Genomic DNA, 17,843 nt, shown 5'->3' with positions numbered 1-17,843 from the left:
GTGTCGGGGGCGACGAGCCAGCGGGCGGGGGTGCGAGCGGGTGCGGGGGTGGCTGACGCACCCGCGGGCGGGATCGTCACCGCGTCGCCCCGGCCGTGGCAGAGCAGGGGTGGGATCGCCCGGCTGCGGCCCGCGCCGCCGTCGGATCCCCACTCCTCCCACTTCAGCAGCGCGGGCAGGCGCTGCGCGGTCCCCGGCGTCGCGAACAGGAGCATTCGCCCCCGGTACGCGGCCACCGGCCCCGAACCCGGTCCCTCGCCCCACAGCTCGTCCAGCATGCGGCGACCGAAGATCGCGGGGGCGTTCACGACGTCGAAGGCGGAGCCGCAGGGGAGGACCACCGGGGTGGTGGGCCGGCGGTTCCGGACGGCGACGGTGGCGGTGTGCTGGTGGCTCTGTGCGGACGCGAGCCAGGCGGCTCCGTCCGAAGTGAGGGTGAGTGCACCTTGCGCGACGGTACGTGCGCTGGGCGCGACGGTGCCTGCCGGGTTGCCTGTGCTGCTCATGCCGCTCATGCCGCATAGGTCTACTGGCGGTGAGAGGTCGATTGCGGGGAGTCGCCGGAAATCGGGACAGGAGGGGTGCGAGTGGGGTAGCTTGCCCGCTCGGCATATGCCGGGGGGTCTTTGCCCCGACTCAGGTCCGCCCGGCTCAGGTCCCTCGACTCAGGTCGCCCCGGCTCAGGTCTCTCCCCCGGCTCAGATCTCCTTGGCTCAGGTCAGGTCGCCGATTCCATGCCCGAGCCCGTTGCCGTTCGTCCCGCTGAGCAGATCTCGGCCGAACTCGACCATTCTCTTCGCGTAGTCCTCGGTCCACTCCGCCCGCTCGGCGATGTCGGCCGGGGTGAGCCGGTCGAACCGGCGGGGATCGGCGAGCTGCGCGGCGGCGATCGCCTGGAACTCGACGGCACGGTCGGTGGCCGCGCGGAACGCGTGTGTCAGCTCCGTGGCGCGGTCCAGCAGCGCCCGTGGATCGTCGATCGACTCCAGATCGAAGAAATGCTCCGGATCGGAGGCTGCCTCCGCGGGCTCGAAGAGCAGGGGCGCGGGGCGAAGCCGCGGCTCGTTCCGACGCGGCGTTTGCTCCGCCATGACTTCTCCTCCTCATGCGGTGGACGACCCGTCCGTGTGGGTGGGCCACCGTCCATTGTCTCTTGACCGCGCAAGTAGGCCTCAGGCCCGCCCGACGCGCAGCCGCTCACTCGGGCACAGGTAGAACAGCTCGGGATCGCCTTCGTCCAGACCGTGCGGCAGCCCGGCCGCGTCGCGCGTCATCGCCCGCTGCCGCGACGGAGTCGATCCCGGCCAGTCCGGTCCAGTCCGAGGCATGCGCGCGACGCACCACCGGGCCGCCGGGATTCCCAGGGTTCATGCAGGGGATTCTCTGCGTTACGGCTGCCATGGCACCCGGTGTTCTGCCAGGTGGGACAGCACCGCGTGGTTCGCTTCCCAGCCGTCCGGGAACTTCAGCGGGACTCCCAGCTGGACGGGTTCCGTGGAGGGGTGGTCGTCCAGGAGGGCGGGTACTCCGGCGCGGCTGATGACGATGCAGGCGTGGCGGTGGCGGGAGGCGAGGACGCAGAGGCGGCCCGTTTCCAGGTGGAAGGCCGTGGCGTCGGGGCGGCCGGAGAGGGGGTGCAGGACGACCGTGACGTCGTATTCGCGGCCCTGGAGGCGGTTGGCCGTGTCAACGGTCACGTCGTCGGCGCCCAGCTCCGACAGCGCCGAGCGGACCGCTGCCGCCTGGTCGCGGTGGGCCGTGCCGACCGCGATGCGGTCGGCGGTGAGAGGGGTGGGGTCGGGGGAGCGTTCGGACGTGGCCGCGCCGCCTCGGTCCAGGAGTCGGCGTACGACCTGGGCCAGTGCGCCTACCGCCTCGGGGTCCGTACGAGGTGTGTGGCGGGCCGGGAGTTCCAGCAGGCCCCAGCCCGACTCGGCCGCCTCGTCGATGACGCGGTCGGGGCCCGAACCGTCCGACGGGATCGCGAAGTCCAGCCGCCGGTCGTCGTGATCCGTGCCGCTGCGGAACGGGGTGTACGGGTAGAACGCGGCCGACACCAGCGGCGCCGCCGACGCCGGGAGCCGCCAGGACACGGGGAGGCGGTGCTGCGGCAACTGCGGGTTGTGGGCGAGCAGCGTCGTCACGGCCGAGGCGGACGGGTCGTACGACAGGCCCGCCCACTGCTCCGAGCCGACGATCGCGAACGGGTCCAGCTGGCCCGGGTCGCCCACGAACAGCGCCCGCTCGAAGAGTCCGGCGACGGCGAGCAGCGCGTCCGAGCGCATCTGGTACGCCTCGTCGACGATCGCGTGCCCCCAGGGCTCGACGCCCTTGACGTGGGCCCACTTGGCGGCCGTCGAGATGACGACGTCGAGTCCGGCCAGGTCCCCGGCCTTCGCCGACTTGCGGACGTTCGGCAGGTCGTCGAGCGCCTTGTCGTACGGGTCCGGGTCGCTGCTGTGCAGGCGGCCCACGGGCAGGCCGGGGCGCTTCTCGGCGAGCCGCAGGACCAGGTCGTCGACCTGTGCGTTGGTCTGCGCGATAACCATCAACGGGCGTCCGGCGTCGGCCAGTTCGAGCGCGGCCCGGACGACGAGCGTGGACTTGCCGGCGCCGGGAGGGGAGTCGACGACGACTCCGCGGTGCGTCCCGTGCAGGGTGTCGCGCAGGATCGCGTCGGTGGCGCGGGTGGCTTCGGCGCCGGGGTCGAACACGGCGGTCGTGGTCGTCACAGGACGTCCTCCTCGGTCACCGGGTCGGCCGGCGGATGCGTCGCCTCGCCCGGTGGGCCGCCGTGCGTCCAGGGCGTGTCCTCCGGGTCGGGCAGCTTCGCGCCGCCCCGCTGCTCGTGCTCGAAGAGCGTGAAGCAGACGAGGTCGCCCTTCTCGGGGACGGAACCGGACTCGGGTTCCTTGCCGCGGCCCATCTTGTCGACGATGCGCAGGACGATGCTCCTGCCTCCGGTGTCGATGTCGGCGCCGTCGGCCTCGCCTTCGACGTACTCGACGAACTCCGCCGCCTGCGGCTTTCCGCCCAGCGACCGGTACACCTTGGCGCGCTCGGCGAGGTGCGGACGGTCGTCCGTGCGGATCGTCACGAGGGGGCGTGGGCTGGGGCGCTTGCTTTCGCTGTACGCCATGACGATGTCCGTGACCTCGCCCGCGAAGGCCTCACCGGCGAGTCGGCGTCCGGCCATGACGAGCGGGTCGTCGAGGGCTTCCTGTGCTTCCAGGCGGGCCTGTTCGCGCTCGCGCGTGGCGAGCTTGTTCGCGGCGGTGACCGCGTCGTCGCGGCGCGGCTGCGGGGGCTCGCCGGCGAGGACGCGGTCCCGGTGGCCGGTGAACGACCAGCGGTCGCGGGTCCAGCGGTCGGCGGCGTGGGTGCCCTCGGGCAGGGTGCGCAGCAGGTCGAGGCCGTGCCATACCGCGTCCCAGGTGGGACGGGTGCGGCTGTCGACGAGTTCGCGGATCTCGCGCTCGGCGGCGGTGAGTTCGCCGAGCCGGTCGTCCGCCTGGAGGCCGTCCTCGGCGGCGGCGAGTGCCGTACGCGCGCGGTCGTAGCGCTCGATGGCGGGGGCGAGCAGCTTGTTGTCGAACGCCGGGTCGGTGGCGGGTCCGGCGGGCGGGCACAGGAGCTGACCCTTGGCGTCGCGCCGGAGCTCGGCCCGAAGGGCGGCCTCGGCTCCGGACTCGTTCTCGGGTGGGTCGATCCAGGCGAGCAGCGCGCCGAGGTGCTGGTCCTCCAGGCTGCTCTGGCCGGTGGCCCAGTGCCGCGACACTACGTCCGTGAGGGCGAGCAGCAGCGCGGAGCCGGGCACGCGGGCCCGCTCCCCGTAGTGCGTCAGCCAGCGCCCCAGGAGCGGTACGTGCGGGGGTGCCGGGTGGGGCGTCTCCGGGTCCTGCTCGGCGGTGCGGCGGAAGCGCATGGAGCGCCCGAGGAGCCGTACGAACTCGATGCCGGCCCGGCTCGGCACGATCAACTGCGGTGCGTCCGCGCACAGTTCGACCTCGACCTTGACCCGCTTCCCGGTCTCCGGGTCGGTCTCGGTGCGTTCGGCGGCCTCGACGTCCTCGCCGCAGGCGTCGATGTACGGCAGCACGACGCCGGCCAGCTCGGCGAGGAAGGCGAACCGCAGGTCCCGGTCGCGGGGCTGCGGCACGACGAGCAGACGGGGCGCGTCGCGGTCGGTGCCGACGAGTGCCCCTAGCGGGGCCCCGGCTTCTCCGGCGGTGGTCAGCGGTACGAAGACGAGGGGGCGCTCGGAGAGGTGCCGGTGCCGCACGGTGGCGAGGGGCTGGGCGCGGCCGGTGTCGACGGCTTCCAGGCGGGCGAGGGTGGTGATCAGGGACATGGGGCTTCCCCCTGGCCGGTCGCGGCGGTACCGCGGCGTGCTGAGCGCTTGCCGCTGGGCGCTCCCGCCGGTGGTTCGTAGGCTGCGGGCGCGTCGTGGCTGGTCGCTCCCCCACTCTCGGCTGCGCTCGAGCGGGGGGACCCCCATTCGCGGCGGAGCCGCATCGAGTCACGGCCCGCGCGGGCCGGTGTCGTACGTGCGGGTCCGTGGAGGCTGGTAGCTCCCACGCGGGCGGGCCGCAGAGCGTTACGGCCCGCGCCCCTGAAGGGGCACGGACTGCACCGGGGCTGCAATGGGCTCAGCATGGCGTACGCCCCGGCACCTCGGACCGCAGTCCCTCCCTGCCGCCCAGCGCCTCCGCGCGCAACTCCGCCGCTCTCCGCAGCGCGGCCACCGCCGGGTCGGCCGGGTCGCCGGAGTCGCCGCGGGCTGCCGACAGGACGTCGTCGACCGTCGTCAGGCCGCCCAGCTCTGCCCGCAGGGAGCGGCCCAGGGACGTCACCGCGCCCTCGGTGCGGGAGCGGTCCCGGCAGTGGAAGGCGAGTTCGCAGGTGGAGAGGCACTCGGGGGCGTACGTGGCGGGGACCGACTCGACCGCCGCCGTCAGGTCGGGGGTAGGGAGGTCGGGGGCGAAGCAGGTGCCCTCCGGGAGGGCGTCGGCGATGTCCTCGATGCGGGTGAGGCGGTCCAGCTGGCGGCGGGTCACGGAGCGCTGTTTGCGGACGTCGACGGCGGAGGCGGTGGGGAGGTTCGAGAAGTCCTTCGGGCAGACCAGGAGCACCGAGTGCCGTACTTCGGGGGCGGGGGTGAGGCGGTCCGCGACCCGCTCCAGCGCCAGTACGTAGACCGCGGACTGGCGTGCCGCCGCGCCCACCTTCGCCGCGTCCGCCGAGCCGTCCAGCATCGGGAAGGACTTGATTTCGACGACCGTCCAGCTTCCGTCGGGATGCACCACCACCGCGTCCGGCTCCAGGTAGGCGGGGGAGCCCGCGACGTCCAGGGCGAGCATGGGGTGGTCGAGCAGCGTCCAGGCGCCGGCCTCGGTGGCTTCGCGCAGCGCCAGTGCCGTACGGGCCGCACGTCCCTCGGGACCCACGGCCGCCAGGTCGGGAACGAGACCGGCCACGGGCGGCTCCGACCCCGCGTCCAGCTTCTCGTGCACCAGCCGCAGCAGCTCAGCGCCCCCGTCGGCCTTGACCCGCGCCTCGAAGGCGTTGCCCCGCATGAACGCGAACTGGGACTGCCCGAAGGCCGACGGCGAGCCGAGCGAGCTCGCCAGCGCCGCCTTGTTCACCCCCGCTCCGTCGAGGATGGCGCGCCGCTTACAGCCCGGGTTCGCGGCGAGTGCCGCGAGGGCACGGGCGTCCAGCGGCTGCGGCGCGACCGCGGGACCGCGCAGCTCAGCGAGCCGCTGCCGGAGTCTCGTCCCCCGCGTCGGCGGGACTTGCTTCGGGATCGGCTCCCTGCTCGGCACCGGGACCGGGGCCGGCACTGACCTTGCGCTGTCGCGGAAATCGCTCACCCGGGGAAGTCTGGCATCCGCCACTGACAATTGAGGAGCCTGCGGCTCGCGAGCCTGCTGTGACGGAGGCCGCAACCGGTTCGGGGACTGATTCGGGGACTGAATCAGGGATCGATTCCCGAACCGATTCCGGAGCGGATCTCCGGTCTGATTCCGGAACAGATCTCCGGTCCGATTCCGGGAACGGCGCAGTGACGGGTGTCGGGCCCGGTGATGTGCCCGATGTCGATCCCGATGCCGTGACCGGTGCGGAGCCGGACCGGACCGGTGTCGAACCCGGCGTGACCGCTGTCCGGACCCGGGCGAGCAGCTGTATCCGTGTCCGTATCCGTATGCCGTACCGCTCCCGAGCCAGGTCCGCCAGCCGTAGTACCGGCCGGGTCAGCAGCAGGCCGACGCCCATCACGGCGGCGCCCGCGAGCGCGTCGAGGAAATAGTGGTTGGCGGTGCCCATCACCACGATCGTGGTGATCAGGGGGTACGCGACCCCCGCGACCTTGGCGAGCCGCGTGCCGCCGTACCGCCACAGCATGACCCCGCACCACAGCGCCCATCCGACGTGCAGGCTCGGCATCGCCGCGTACTGGTTGGTCATGCCGCCCAGGCCCCGCGGCGCGCTCGCCTCGCCGCCCCACCAGCCGTAGTCGCTGTACTGGGCCATCGTGTCGACGAAGCCGTGGCTCGCGGACAGCAGCCGGGGCGGGCAGGTGGGCAGCAGCGTGAAGCCGATCAGGCCGATGAACGTGGAGGTCAACAGCCAGGTGCGGGCCGCTCTGTAGCGCACGGTCCGCGACCGGAAGATCCATACCAGGACGGCGGGCGTGACCATGTAGTGCAGCGACGCGTACCAGAAGTCGGCGGGTATGCCGATCCAGGGCTCGCGGGTGAAGAGGCGGTTCAGCGGGTGCTCGGCGTTGAGGTAGAAGACCTTCTCGATGCGCAGGATCTCCAGACCGTGGTCCACGGCGGTGGTCACGTCCCCGCGCGCGAGCAGCCGGCCGGCCGAGTACACGGCGTACACCAGGAGGATCAGCGGCAGCTCCGCCCACCAGCGGGGCCGGGCGCTCGATGCCGCCTCGGTGCCCGGTACATCGGTCCGCCGCATCCGATCGCCCTCCCCCTTCTCTCCCCGTGGCCGATGCGCCACGCCCCAAGGTCCAACCTATGCGAACGCCTGAACGGGGCGCCTCGGTCCTCCAAGACGCAGAGATCGCCCAGCGGGTTGCCTCGAAGCAGCCTGGGCGATGATGGAGCGATTCACCAGTGAGTTGTTTCTGATCCATCTCTGATCCATTCCTGAGCCCACCGGAGGCCGAACTCATGGCACCGCGCATCCTGCTGGCCCGGCACGGACAGACCGAATGGTCACTGGCCGGCAAGCACACCGGCAGGACCGACATTCCTCTCCTGGAGGAGGGCAGGCGCGGAGCCAAGCTGCTCGGGGAGCGACTGCACCGGGCGCCGTTCGACGCGCTCCCCGGGGTCGAGGTGCGTACGAGTCCGCTGGCACGCGCGCGTGAGACCTGCGAACTCGCCGGGTTCGCAGACCGGGCGGCCGCCTGGGACACGCTCATGGAGTGGGATTACGGCGCGTACGAGGGCCAGACACCCGCCGAGATCCAGGCGGGGCGGCCCGGCTGGCTGATCTGGCGCGACGGGGTGCCCCAGGGCGAGACCCTCACCGAGATCTCCCGGCGCGCGGACGAGGTGGTGGCGTGGGCGCGCTCCGCCGACCGCGATGTGCTCGTCTTCGCGCACGGCCACATCCTGCGCTCCATAGGCGCCCGCTGGCTCGGCCTGGACCTGGACTTCGCGGCCCGGATCCGCCTCAACCCGACGTCCCTGTCGGTGCTCGGCTGGGCCTACGGAGAGCCCGCGATCGAGACGTGGAACGACTGCGGGCACCTGACCGCGTAACGGTCAGGTGCCTACGTAAAGCGCCCCAGGAGCGCGTAAACCGTCTGCCCTATGCGGTTCGCGCCAGCGCCGCGTGCCGTTCCAGGAAGTCCGACACCCCCGTCGCGCGTCGATGCGGCAGAAGTACCCGGGCCGTGCCCGCGAGCATCGTCTGGACGCGTGAGGACTGCACCTCGTTGAGAAGGTCGAGTACGCGCAGTCCGGCTGTGGCGGCCTCGTCGGGGTGGCCGGCGCGGGCCAGGTCGTCGGCGAGTTCGGCGGTGTAGAGCGCGATGTTGCGCGTGAAGTGGGGGTCCTGGAGGCGGGCCGCGCGCCGGGCGTGGTGGGCCGCGCGCGGCCAGTCGCCGAGCGTCGACCAGCACTGGGCCTCCAGGCCGGCCAGTTCGGCCGCTCCGTAGAAGCTCATCCACTCCGGGTCGGCGTCGCAGGCCCCGCGGTCGAACAGCGCGTGGGCGCGGGCGAGCGCCCGCTCGCAGCCGGTGCGGTCGGCGAGCCCGGCCCAGCCGCCCGCCTCACGCATGGCGAGCAGCGACAGGAGCCGGGCCGAACCCAGCGGACGCGCGACGCGCTGCGCGGCCTGCGCCGCCCGCACCGCCTCACGCGGGCGTCCCGCGTCGCGCGCCAGGAAGGACGTATTGCAGAAGGCATGCGCCTCCAGGGCCGGGTCCCCGGCCACCCGGGCGGTGGCCAGGGCCTCCGCGTAGTGCGAGCGCGCATCACCGAAGCGCCCCGAATCGTGCGCCAGCCAGCCCACGGAGATGGCCAGTTCACCCGCCCCCGAGTGCAGCCGCTCCGCGGTCGCCCGCCGGGTCGCGTCCGCATCCAGCAGGGAGTACGCGGCCCGCAGCGGAGCCGCCGCCCTCCGGTACAGCCCGTCCGCTCCGTGCCGGTCGTCGAGCAGCCGGATCTGCCGTACGGCCTCTTCGAGCGCGCCCGCCTCGGCCTCACCGACCCGGCGCACGGGACGGTCCGCCGCGGCGGCGGGGCCGCCGAACGTGAGCCCCAGGGGGCCCAGGGAGGCGACCGCCACGGTGGCGGTGCCTCCGGTCATGAATGCGCGACGCTGCACGTCGCTCTCCTCGTGGTTCTGATCGTGGTACTCGTACGGGTCTTCCGTTCCGTACGTGTCTTGCATGCCGTACGTGTCGTGCGTCCCGCAGGTGTATTCCGCGTCCTGCGTTTCATACGGCTCGTGCGCCCCATCCGTCTCATGCGGGGCGTACGTCGGGCTCGTGGTGCGCGAGGGGAGCGCCTCGTCCGTGGCGCGCGCCCCGCGTCCGCGTACCGATGAGCGGGGCGCGAAGCCCAGGTCGGTCAGCGACCGGCCGGGGAACATATGCAGGAACACCCGCTCGTACGCGTAGTTCGGGCAGCGGATCTCCCCCGCCTCGACGCGCCCCACATAGCGCGCGTCGCAGCTCACCCGCTCCCCGATCTCCCGCGCGGCCCGTCGCACCGCCGCGGCGAACTCGCCCGGCGAGCGCTGCCCGCGCAGCTCCCGGAAGGCGAGGTTCGGCCGCGGTGGCGGAGGTGACTGGGACGACGAGGTCGTCGTGTACGACGCCATGGCCGGGCCCTCTCTCGCGAACCGTCGAACCATGCCGGAGCCAGGGCGAGTTGATCACTTCCCGCTGGGGTCGATCACGTCCCCGCCCAGGTTTCCGGCGGGCAAGAACGTACCCGCTGTGACGAGTCGACCACGCGAGGTTTGGCTACAAACCGGATATCTCATCCATGATCTGCCATGAACTGCCATCCTTTGCGGCTGTGTTGCGCCGTAGCCGTTGACGTCCGGGGGCGTTGAACCATGCGGTGAGTTCGATCGAGGAGGGGTTCCATATGGAGGCCGCGATGGAGACCAGACAGAGCATCGATCGCCGTGCGCCGCTCGCGACAGAGGCGCCGCCCCCGCCCCCGCCCGGCGGCGCGGGGCAGGCGGACCCCGGTGACTCGGGTGATCTCGGCGATCTCGGCGATCCCTGTGACCTCGTCACCGTCCCGACGCGGCAGGGACTGGAGGCCGTCGACATCCTGCGACGGGGTTCCTCGGAGGCCGTGGGCCCCGTCCTGCACGACGACAGCTGCGACACCCTCGGCTTCCTGGTACCGCCGGGCACGGCCGACGCCTGGGATGTGCCGGGCAGCACGTGCACGCAGACCGACGGGCGGGGCGTCAGCCTCATCGCTGAGGCCGCGGCCTCCGAGGACTCGGGCGCCGGGTCCGGTGAGCCGCCCGTCGAGGGCTCCGACTGGCTCCTGCCCCCGGAGGACTCCGAGCTCGCCACGGACCCGGTCGTGCTGCGGGCGGCGCTGGACGAGGCGGCTCGCTTGATCGAGGCGGCGGACAACTGCCGCTGACCGAGGACCTCGGCCCTCGCTGAGTCGCCCCGCCCGTACGCCCCGATAATGGCCTGATGGCAAGGGCGAAGGCGAAGCCGAGGACCAAGCGGTCAGGCGAGCGACGGGCGGCGCAACCCGTCGTCGCCGAAGTCGACGGCGGGCTCGCCGAGCTGATGCCCGACCGGGACCGGGCGCGTGCATGGTCGCTGTTCATCGACGGCGCCCCGCAGTCGTACGTGGACCTCGACGACCCGGCGTATCTGAAATTCGAGTACCAGCGCCGCCTCGGCCACGTCATCGACCTCGTCGCCCCGCCGGGCAGGCCCGTGCACGCCGTGCACCTCGGCGGCGGCGCCCTCACCCTCGCCCGCTACGTCGCCGCCACCCGCCCCCGCTCCACCCAGCAGGCCGTCGAACGCGACGCCGCCCTCGTCCAACTGGTCCGTCGCGAGCTGCCGTTGGACCCGAACGCCCGCATCCGCGTACGGTCCGCCGACGCCCGCGAAGGGCTCGCCAAGGTGCCGGACGGCTGGGCTGACCTCGTCATCGCGGACGTGTTCAGCGGGGCGCGTACGCCCGCGCATCTGACCTCCACCGAGTTCCTCGACGACGTCCGCAGGGTCGTCAAGGCGGGCGGCGTCTACGAGGCCAACCTCGCCGACGGTCCGCCGCTGGCCCACCTGCGCGGGCAGATCGCCACGGCCGCGGGCGTCTTCCCGGAGCTGGCCCTGGTCGCCGACCCGGCCGTACTGCGCGGCAAACGCTTCGGCAACGCGGTCCTCGTAGCCTCCGACCACCCGCTCCCGATCGCCGAGCTGACCCGCCGCGCCGCCTCTGACCCGCACCCCGCGAGGGTCGAACACGGCAGAACGCTGGTCGATTTCACCGGCGGCGCCGCGGCCGTCACGGACGCGGCGGCGGTGGCATCACCGGCGCCACCGCCCTCGGCGTTCCGCTGATTCGAAACCGACGGCACGGCGGCACAAGGCGTCACAGCCGCCTGATCACCCGCGTCGCCACGGCCGCGTACCCGATGCCGACGGCCAGGGAGGCGAAGAGCGCCAGAAGCGGGAAGTCGTCCGGGACGTGGGGATAGACCTGAAAGTGCGTCAGGTAGATGTAGAGCGAGCTGCTGGCCAGGATGCCCGCGATCCGGTTGAGCGGGCCCAGGCTGGGCAGCGTCGGCATCCAGATCAGCAGCGTCAGACCGGCCACTACGAGCGTGGTGCGCAGCGGCTGGTCGTTGAAGAGGCCCGGGAGTGCGAGCAGGAGTACCGCCGTCAGCAGCGACCGCTGTCGCACGGTGGTCGCCCGCGCGGCGGCCCACCCCAGCGCGAACAGCCAGAAGACCACGGTCGGTCCGAGGTGGAAGCGGGCGGGTGCCAGGTCCGGCAGGTCGTAACGGCCGATCATCCCGACCGCCAAAAGCGCCAGTGGCACCCCGAACGCGTACCGCCGCTCCAGCCGGTCCAGCAGGGGGACCGCCATCAGTACGGCGAGGACGACCAGGATGTAGACCAGCGCCTCCACGAACCAGTAGTGCCATTCGTGGCGTTCGGTTCCCTGGTCGAGGAGGCTGTTCAGCAGCAGGGCGTTGGCCGGGTCGTAGAGGCCGGTCAGCGCCACCGCGCCGGCGATCCACGCCACACTCGGCAGGGCGACGCGGGCGATGCCGCGCCACAGGTGCCGTAGGCGTGCGCGGCGTTCGGCCCCGGTGAGATGGAAGCGGGCGAAGTTGAAGCCCGCGACGCCGATCAGCACATGCGCGCCGCCCTGGAGGGAGAAGAAGGGTATGTGCGAGGCGACGATCAGAACGATCCCGACTGCGCGCAGGGCTACGCCGGTTTCCAGCGTGCGACGGGTGCGCCAGGACCGTGAGGGCCGCGAGGTCTGCGGCGACTCTGGGCCGCGGGTACGGGTACTGGGCCATCCGTTCCACCGGGCCGGCCGTTTGGCGGCTCCGGCTGCCGGGACTCCGCCCGCTCCCGCCCCTGCCCGTTCCGGCACGGGAGCTGCCAGGGCACGCAATTCGCGGATCGGCTTCGTATGCCAGTCGGTGGGAAGCCCGCCGAGTGCCTCCTCCAGCCGCAGGGACATCTCGACGTAGGACAGCGAGTCGCCGCCCAGGCTCACGAAGCTGCTGTCCTCGGTGGCATCGGCCCGGTCGAGGATCTCGGCGTAGAGCCGGCACAAGTCCCTGGCGAGCCCGGCCGCCTCTTCCGCCTCCTGCGGTGCCGGGCGCGTCAGCTGTCGTACGGCCTCGTAGTCGGGCTTGCCCGCGGCGAGCCGCGGGAGTTCGGCGAGGACCTGGACCCGTATCGCGCGGACCGGGATTCCGCACTCGCCGGCCACCAGGCGCCGCAGCCGGTCACCATCGGCGGCCTTGTCCCCCCGCGCGGCCACAGCCAGCGCGTCGCCGTCCGCCGTGCAGGATGCGGTGACCCCGTGCCGCTCCAGCAGCGCCTCGACCCGCTGTGGGTCGATCCGCAGACCAAGGATCTTCACGAACCGGCTGCGGCGGCCCACGATTTCGTAGAGGCCATCGGGTGCGCGCCGGGCCAGGTCCCCCGTGTGCAGCTCCCGTACGGTGCGGCCGAGGGAGAGGTCGGCCGGGCTCTCGGCGTAGCCGAGCATCACGTTCGGGCCCGAGTAGACCAGTTCACCGATTCCGGGATCGCCCAGTTCGCCGACTTCGGGATCACCCTGGTCGTCGACCGGGTGCAGCCGGAAGGAGCCGCCGGGGATCGGCACCCCGACGGCTTCCGGGCGCTCGGCGGCGAGGTGCGGCGGCAGGTAGGCCATACGGGCCGTCGCCTCGGTCTGCCCGTACATCACGAACAGTTCCCAGCCGGACCGGCGCCCCAACTCCGCGTACCGTGCGACGCGTTCGGGTGCGAGCCGGCCGCCGGCCTGGGTGACGCGGCGCAGCTGCGGCAGCCGCATTCGCTCGAAGCCGACCCGGTCGAGCAGGTCGAAGGTGTACGGCACCCCGGCCAGGGACGTGCCTCGGGCGGTGCGGAACTCCGCCCAGAAGGCCGGCTCCGACACCGAACGGTCCGTCAGGATCAGCCCGGCGCCGCGCAGCAGGTGGCTGTGGACCACCGACAGGCCGTAGCAGTAGTGCATGGGGAGGGTCGTGGCCGCGCGGTCGGTGTCGGAGATGCCGAGGTACGTGGCTATGGACTCGGCGTTGGCCTGGACATTCTCGTGGGAGAGCCGCACCAGTTTGGGTGAGCCGGTCGAACCGGAGGTGCTCAACAGCAGGGCGAGATCCGGGTGGAGGGTGTGGCTGCTGCCGTGGTGCCGCTCGTCGAGGGTCCAGGTGCCGTCGTCGTCCGGCCGGGCCACCACGTCCGGGTCGTACGCGGCGGTCAGGGCGCGTATCGCGCGGTCGTTGTCGCCGGGGACGAGCAGTACGGGGTGGCCAGCGGAGAGGGCGGCGAGGTGGACGACGAGGGCGTCGGCCCGGTTGGCGCCGGCCAGCAGCACCAGTCGGCGTACGGGGCCGAGGCGCTCGGCGGTGGCGGCCACGCGTTCCGCCAGCCGACGGTAGGAGAGCTCCCCGTCCGGGGTGATCAGCGCGACGCGGTCGCCGTACGCCGCGAGTTCCCGCGCGAACGGCACGCCGTGCGGACGTACGGGTGGCGCGCTGTGCGGACGTACGGGCGGTTCCGGAAAGGGGACCGGGGCGGGCGGGGCGGCTGACGGGATGGAAAGGGAAACGGTGGGCGGCGCCTTTAGGGGCCCGAAGGGGTCGATCACGGTGCGCGCCTTTCCGCCGGCAGGGTCCGCCGGTAACACAGATCCCTTGACGCTTAGGCAAGGTTTACCTTATTCATAGCATGTTCACAGTTGGCTAAAAAGCGTCACTACGCCGCTCGCCGCCCGACGACGCGACCTGCGGCCGTCGCGGCGAGCCACGCAGGAAGGCACCCTCATGCGACGCCCTCTGGCTGGCCGAATCACCGCGCTCGTCGCGGCCGGCCTGCTGCTCCCCGCCCTCGCCGCCTGCGGCTCCGACGACGACAAGAGCAGCCCGGGGGAGGGCGGCGACTCCGCTCTCGTCATCTACTCCGGCCGCAACGAGAAGCTGGTCAAGCCGATCCTCGACAAGCTGGAGAAGGCAGTCGGCACCAAGGTCGAGGTGCGCTACGGCGACAGCGCCGAGCTGGCCGCGCAGATCCTGGAGGAGGGCGACCGCACCAAGGCCGGACTGTTCTTCTCCCAGGACGCCGGAGCGCTCGGCGCCCTCGCCAAGGAGGGGATGCTGGCGAAGCTCCCGCAGGAGCAACTGGACAAGGTCGACAAGGCCTACCGGAGCGCCGACGGCGACTGGGTGGGCCTCTCCGGGCGCGCCCGCGTGATCGCGTACAACCCGGACCAGGTCGCCGAGGGCGACGTCCCGGACAGCGTCCACGACGTGGTGAAGCCCGAGTGGAAGGGCAAGGTCGGCTTCGCGCCCACCAACGCCTCTTTCCAGGCCTTCGTCACCGGCATGCGCGTACTGGAGGGCGACGACGCGACCCGTGAGTGGCTGAAGGCGCTGAAGGACAACGGCGCCAAGACCTACGCGCACAACCTCGCCACTCTGGACGGGGTCGAGGCCGGCGAGGTCTCCCTCGGCCTTGTCAACCACTACTACTGGTACGAGCGGGTCGCCGAGAAGGGCGAGGACAAGGTCAACTCCAAGCTGCACTTCCTGCCCGGCAAGGACCCCGGCGCGCTGATCAACGTCGCCGGGGCGGGCGTCCTCAAGGACAGCGGGCAGAGCGAGACCGCCCAGAAGGCCGTCGACTTCCTGCTGTCGGAGGAGGCGCAGACCTACTTCGCCGACAAGACCATGGAGTACCCGCTGGCCGCGGGCGTCACCAGCACCGTCGAGGGCCTGCCGCCGTTCGACTCCCTCGAGTCGCCCGACATCGACCTCGGCAAGCTGGAGTCCCTCCAGGAGACCCTGGCCATGCTCCAGGACGTCGGGCTGGTCTGACGGCTGTGACCACATCGCAGTCCGGGCGCCCCGACACGAGCAGTGGGGCGCCCGGGGCACGTCGGTCCCGGACAGGCGGAGAGCTAACCCGCCGGTCCCGGACAGGCGGGGAGCCGCCCCGTTTCCGTACGGTGCAAAAGGCGCTCGGCGCCCGGTCGTTCCGTATCGCGGCCGGGCCCAGACCACCCCTCGTCCTGCTCGTCCCCGCCTGCGTGGCGGCCCTCTTCGCCCTGCTCCCGCTCGGCTATCTCGCCGTCCGCGCCCTCGAACGCGGCCCCGGTTACGCCTGGGACGTCGTCGCCGACGAACGCACCCTGCACCTGCTCGGCCGCAGCCTCGGCCTCACCGCCGTGGTCGTCGCGGCCAGCCTGGTGCTGGGCGTCTCGCTGGCCTGGCTGACCGTACGCACCGCCCTGCCCGGCGCCCGCGCCTGGTCGGTGCTGGCCACGCTGCCGCTGGCGGTACCCAGTTACGTCGCCGCCTTCGCCTGGCTGTCCGCCGCCCCCGGACTCGCCGGTTTCGCGGGCGCCGCACTCGCCCTGACCCTGGTCAGCTTCCCGTACGTCCACCTGCCGGTAGCCGCCGCGCTGCGCGGCATCGACCCCGCGCAGGAGGAGGCCTCACGCTCCCTCGGCCACGGCCCGGCGGCGACCTTCCTGCGGGTCACCCTGCCGCAACTGCGACCGGCCGCGGCGGGCGGCGGGCTGCTCGTCGCGCTGTATGTGCTCTCCGACTTCGGCGCGGTCTCACTGATGCGGTACGACACCTTCACCCGCGCCATCCACACCTCGTACCGCGCGTCCTTCGACCGCACCCCGGCCGCCGCGCTCAGCGTCGTGCTGGTGGTGATGACGGTGGCCCTGGTCGCCGCCGAGGCCCGTACGCGCGGACGCGCCGGGCACGCAAGGACCGGCACCGGCACCGCCCGCCCGGCCGTACCGATGGCACTGGGCCGGTGGGGACCGCCCGCGTTGCTGTGGTGCGGGGCGGTCGTGGCCGTGGCCATCGTCTTCCCGCTCGGCACCCTCGCGTACTGGCTGACCGCCGGGAGTTCGGCCACCTGGGACCTGGGCGCGATCGCGGACACCGCGTGGGCCACGCTCACCGTCGCCGCGGCCGGGGCCGCCCTCACCACGGCCCTCGCCCTGCCCGTCGGGGTGATCGCCGCCCGGCACCGGGGGCGCGGCGCGCGCCTGCTGGAGCAGGCGGCGTACGCGGGCCATGCGCTGCCCGGAATCACGGTCGCCCTCTCCCTGGTCTTCTTCGCGGTCCGCTACGCGTACCCCCTGTACCAGCAACTCCCGCTCCTGGTCTGCGCGTACGCGGTCCTCTTCCTGCCGGTCGCGGTGGCCGCCACGCGGGCCGCCGTGCTCCAGGCGCCACCCGTGCTGGAGGACGTGGCCCGGTCGCTGGGGCGGCGGCCGTGGCAGGTCCTGCGCGAGGTGACCGTGCCGCTGGCCGCGCCGGGGGTGGCGGCGGGGGCGGCACTCACGTTCGTGGTCTGCATGAAGGAGTTGCCCGCCACCCTCCTCCTGCGCCCCACCGGCATGGACACCCTGGCCACCCGCCTCTGGACCGAAACGGGCGCCGGCTCCTTCGCGGCGGCCGCCCCCTACGCGGCCGCGCTGATCCTGCTGGCGGCCGTCCCTTCGTACCTCCTGGGGAGACACCGCACGTGAACACAGACAGGCGCCGCACATGAACGAGCTCCATGTCGAAGGGCTGACCAAGTCGTACGGGGACGGCGACCCCGTCCTGAGAGGGCTGGACCTGACCGTGCCGACCGGCGCCCTGGCGGCCGTCCTCGGCCCCTCCGGCTGCGGCAAGACGACCCTGCTGCGCATCGTCGCCGGCTTCCTGCGCGCCGACGCGGGCACGGTACGGGTGGGCGACCGGGTCCTGACCGGCCCGGGTGCGGGCGTCCATGTGCCACCCGAGCGGCGCCGCGTCGGCATCGTCCCGCAAGAGGGCGCGCTGTTCCCGCACCTGAGCGTGGCGCACAACGTGACCTTCGGCCTGAAGGGTGTGGACCGGGCCGAGCGGCGCCGCCGCACGGAAGAGATGCTGGAACTGGTCGGCCTGGCAGGCTACGGCGACCGCATGCCGCACGAACTGTCGGGCGGCCAGCAGCAACGCGTCGCCCTCGCCCGGGCGCTCGCCCCGCGCCCTCAACTGGTGCTGCTGGACGAGCCGTTCAACGCTCTCGACAGCGCGCTACGGGCGGGAGTACGGGCCGACGTGCGGACGGCGCTGCGCGCGACGGGAGCCACGGCCGTGCTGGTCACCCACGACCAGCAGGAGGCGCTGTCCACCGCCGACCTCGTCGCCGTCGTCCGCGACGGCCGCGTCGCCCAGTGCGCCACCCCGCAGGATCTCTACCGGCGCCCCGCCGACCCCTGGGTCGCCGACTTCGTGGGCGACGCCGTCCTGCTCCCCGGCACGCTCGAAACCGACGGCACGGCCCGCACCCCGCTGGGCACCGTGCCCCTGGGCGCCCCGCCCACGGGCCTGCGTACCGGCACGGTCCTGCTCCGCCCGGAACAGCTCCGCCTCACCGACCCCACCGCGGAAGACGCGGCACGGGGCACGGTGACCGACGTCTGCTACTACGGCCACGACGCCATGGTCACCGTGTCCGTCGACGGCCACGACGCCCCGGTCGGCATCCGGGTCGCGGGCCCGCTGCGGGTGCGGCCGGGGGAGGAGACGGGGGTGCGGATTGTGGG

The 17,843-nt window shown here is 72.8% G+C and carries 15 protein-coding genes; 6 read left to right on the top strand and 9 right to left on the bottom strand.

The genetic code is table 11. The features are described from left to right. The 7 genes from G6048_RS37885 to G6048_RS50360 all read right to left on the bottom strand — a co-directional run. On the bottom strand, positions 1-506 hold a 506-nt coding region (locus G6048_RS37885; protein ID WP_235990888.1), incomplete at its 3' end, for a hypothetical protein. 207 nt (positions 507-713) lie between these two features. Beyond that, complete coding sequence (locus G6048_RS37880) at positions 714-1,091, bottom strand: hypothetical protein (protein WP_165344132.1); 378 nt, start codon at positions 1,089-1,091, stop codon at positions 714-716. 81 nt (positions 1,092-1,172) lie between these two features. Further along, entirely contained in the window at positions 1,173-1,328 is a 156-nt protein-coding gene (locus tag G6048_RS37875) for a hypothetical protein (protein WP_165344131.1), read from the bottom strand. A 60-nt stretch (positions 1,329-1,388) separates the two neighbouring features. Further along, positions 1,389-2,732, bottom strand: coding sequence for an AAA domain-containing protein (locus G6048_RS37870; protein ID WP_165344130.1), 1,344 nt, complete (start codon positions 2,730-2,732; stop codon positions 1,389-1,391). Next, complete coding sequence (locus G6048_RS37865) at positions 2,729-4,351, bottom strand: hypothetical protein (RefSeq protein WP_165344129.1); 1,623 nt, start codon at positions 4,349-4,351, stop codon at positions 2,729-2,731. Before G6048_RS37865 ends, G6048_RS37870 begins: the two co-directional genes overlap by 4 nt. Before the next feature lie 298 nt (positions 4,352-4,649). Then, a complete protein-coding gene (locus G6048_RS37860) occupies positions 4,650-5,807 on the bottom strand; it encodes a hypothetical protein (protein ID WP_165344134.1) in 1,158 nt (385 codons plus the stop codon). Then, the gene (locus G6048_RS50360; RefSeq protein WP_235990886.1) at positions 5,752-6,978 is read right to left on the bottom strand and encodes a phosphatase PAP2 family protein; all 1,227 of its coding nucleotides are present in this window, start codon (positions 6,976-6,978) and stop codon (positions 5,752-5,754) included. The genes G6048_RS37860 and G6048_RS50360 overlap by 56 nt, the downstream gene beginning before the upstream one ends. 215 nt (positions 6,979-7,193) lie before the next feature. Here G6048_RS50360 and G6048_RS37850 point away from each other — a divergent pair, with 215 nt between their 5' ends. After that, a complete protein-coding gene (locus G6048_RS37850) occupies positions 7,194-7,790 on the top strand; it encodes a histidine phosphatase family protein (RefSeq protein WP_165344128.1) in 597 nt (198 codons plus the stop codon). Positions 7,791-7,839: 49 nt separating this feature from the next. Here G6048_RS37850 and G6048_RS37845 read toward each other — a convergent pair whose 3' ends face one another. Continuing rightward, entirely contained in the window at positions 7,840-9,357 is a 1,518-nt protein-coding gene (locus G6048_RS37845; RefSeq protein ID WP_165344127.1) for a hypothetical protein, read from the bottom strand. A gap of 284 nt (positions 9,358-9,641) precedes the next feature. Here G6048_RS37845 and G6048_RS37840 point away from each other — a divergent pair, with 284 nt between their 5' ends. Beyond that, positions 9,642-10,148 (top strand): hypothetical protein, encoded by a 507-nt coding sequence (locus G6048_RS37840; protein WP_235990885.1) that lies wholly within the window; start codon positions 9,642-9,644, stop codon positions 10,146-10,148. A 56-nt stretch (positions 10,149-10,204) separates the two neighbouring features. Further along, positions 10,205-11,089 (top strand): spermidine synthase, encoded by an 885-nt coding sequence (locus tag G6048_RS37835; RefSeq protein WP_165344126.1) that lies wholly within the window; start codon positions 10,205-10,207, stop codon positions 11,087-11,089. Positions 11,090-11,120: 31 nt separating this feature from the next. On the opposite strand, the gene G6048_RS51620 is transcribed toward G6048_RS37835, so the two are convergent. Beyond that, complete coding sequence (locus G6048_RS51620) at positions 11,121-13,754, bottom strand: AMP-binding protein (protein ID WP_165344125.1); 2,634 nt, start codon at positions 13,752-13,754, stop codon at positions 11,121-11,123. Positions 13,755-14,067: 313 nt separating this feature from the next. Between G6048_RS51620 and G6048_RS37825 the strand changes: the two genes are divergently transcribed. From G6048_RS37825 to G6048_RS37815, 3 genes are all read left to right on the top strand, one after another. Next, positions 14,068-15,117, top strand: a complete 1,050-nt coding sequence (locus G6048_RS37825; RefSeq protein ID WP_165344124.1) for an iron ABC transporter substrate-binding protein — start codon at positions 14,068-14,070, stop codon at positions 15,115-15,117. 131 nt (positions 15,118-15,248) lie between these two features. Next, the gene (locus tag G6048_RS37820) at positions 15,249-16,796 is read left to right on the top strand and encodes an ABC transporter permease (protein WP_165344123.1); all 1,548 of its coding nucleotides are present in this window, start codon (positions 15,249-15,251) and stop codon (positions 16,794-16,796) included. Positions 16,797-16,815: 19 nt separating this feature from the next. After that, positions 16,816-17,843, top strand: a 1,028-nt coding sequence (locus tag G6048_RS37815; RefSeq protein WP_165344122.1) for an ABC transporter ATP-binding protein, incomplete at its 3' end; no start/stop codon positions are given.

It is taken from the genome of Streptomyces ureilyticus (genome assembly GCF_011045025.1).
In the GTDB taxonomy this organism is placed as follows: domain Bacteria; phylum Actinomycetota; class Actinomycetes; order Streptomycetales; family Streptomycetaceae; genus Streptomyces; species Streptomyces ureilyticus.
Note: the sequence above shows the minus strand (reverse complement) of the source record. Positions and strands in the feature narration are given on the sequence as shown.

Bases quoted from the DNA above. Each gene is read 5' to 3' on its own strand.
- G6048_RS37880 (WP_165344132.1), bottom strand. From the start codon at position 1,091: ATGGCGGAGCAAACGCCGCGTCGGAACGAGCCGCGGCTTCGCCCCGCG.
- G6048_RS37875 (WP_165344131.1), bottom strand. From the start codon at position 1,328: ATGCCTCGGACTGGACCGGACTGGCCGGGATCGACTCCGTCGCGGCAG.
- G6048_RS37865 (WP_165344129.1), bottom strand. From the start codon at position 4,351: ATGTCCCTGATCACCACCCTCGCCCGCCTGGAAGCCGTCGACACCGGC.
- G6048_RS50360 (WP_235990886.1), bottom strand. From the start codon at position 6,978: ATGCGGCGGACCGATGTACCGGGCACCGAGGCGGCATCGAGCGCCCGG.
- G6048_RS37850 (WP_165344128.1), top strand. From the start codon at position 7,194: ATGGCACCGCGCATCCTGCTGGCCCGGCACGGACAGACCGAATGGTCA.
- G6048_RS37845 (WP_165344127.1), bottom strand. From the start codon at position 9,357: ATGGCGTCGTACACGACGACCTCGTCGTCCCAGTCACCTCCGCCACCG.
- G6048_RS37840 (WP_235990885.1), top strand. From the start codon at position 9,642: ATGGAGACCAGACAGAGCATCGATCGCCGTGCGCCGCTCGCGACAGAG.
- G6048_RS37835 (WP_165344126.1), top strand. From the start codon at position 10,205: ATGGCAAGGGCGAAGGCGAAGCCGAGGACCAAGCGGTCAGGCGAGCGA.
- G6048_RS37825 (WP_165344124.1), top strand. From the start codon at position 14,068: ATGCGACGCCCTCTGGCTGGCCGAATCACCGCGCTCGTCGCGGCCGGC.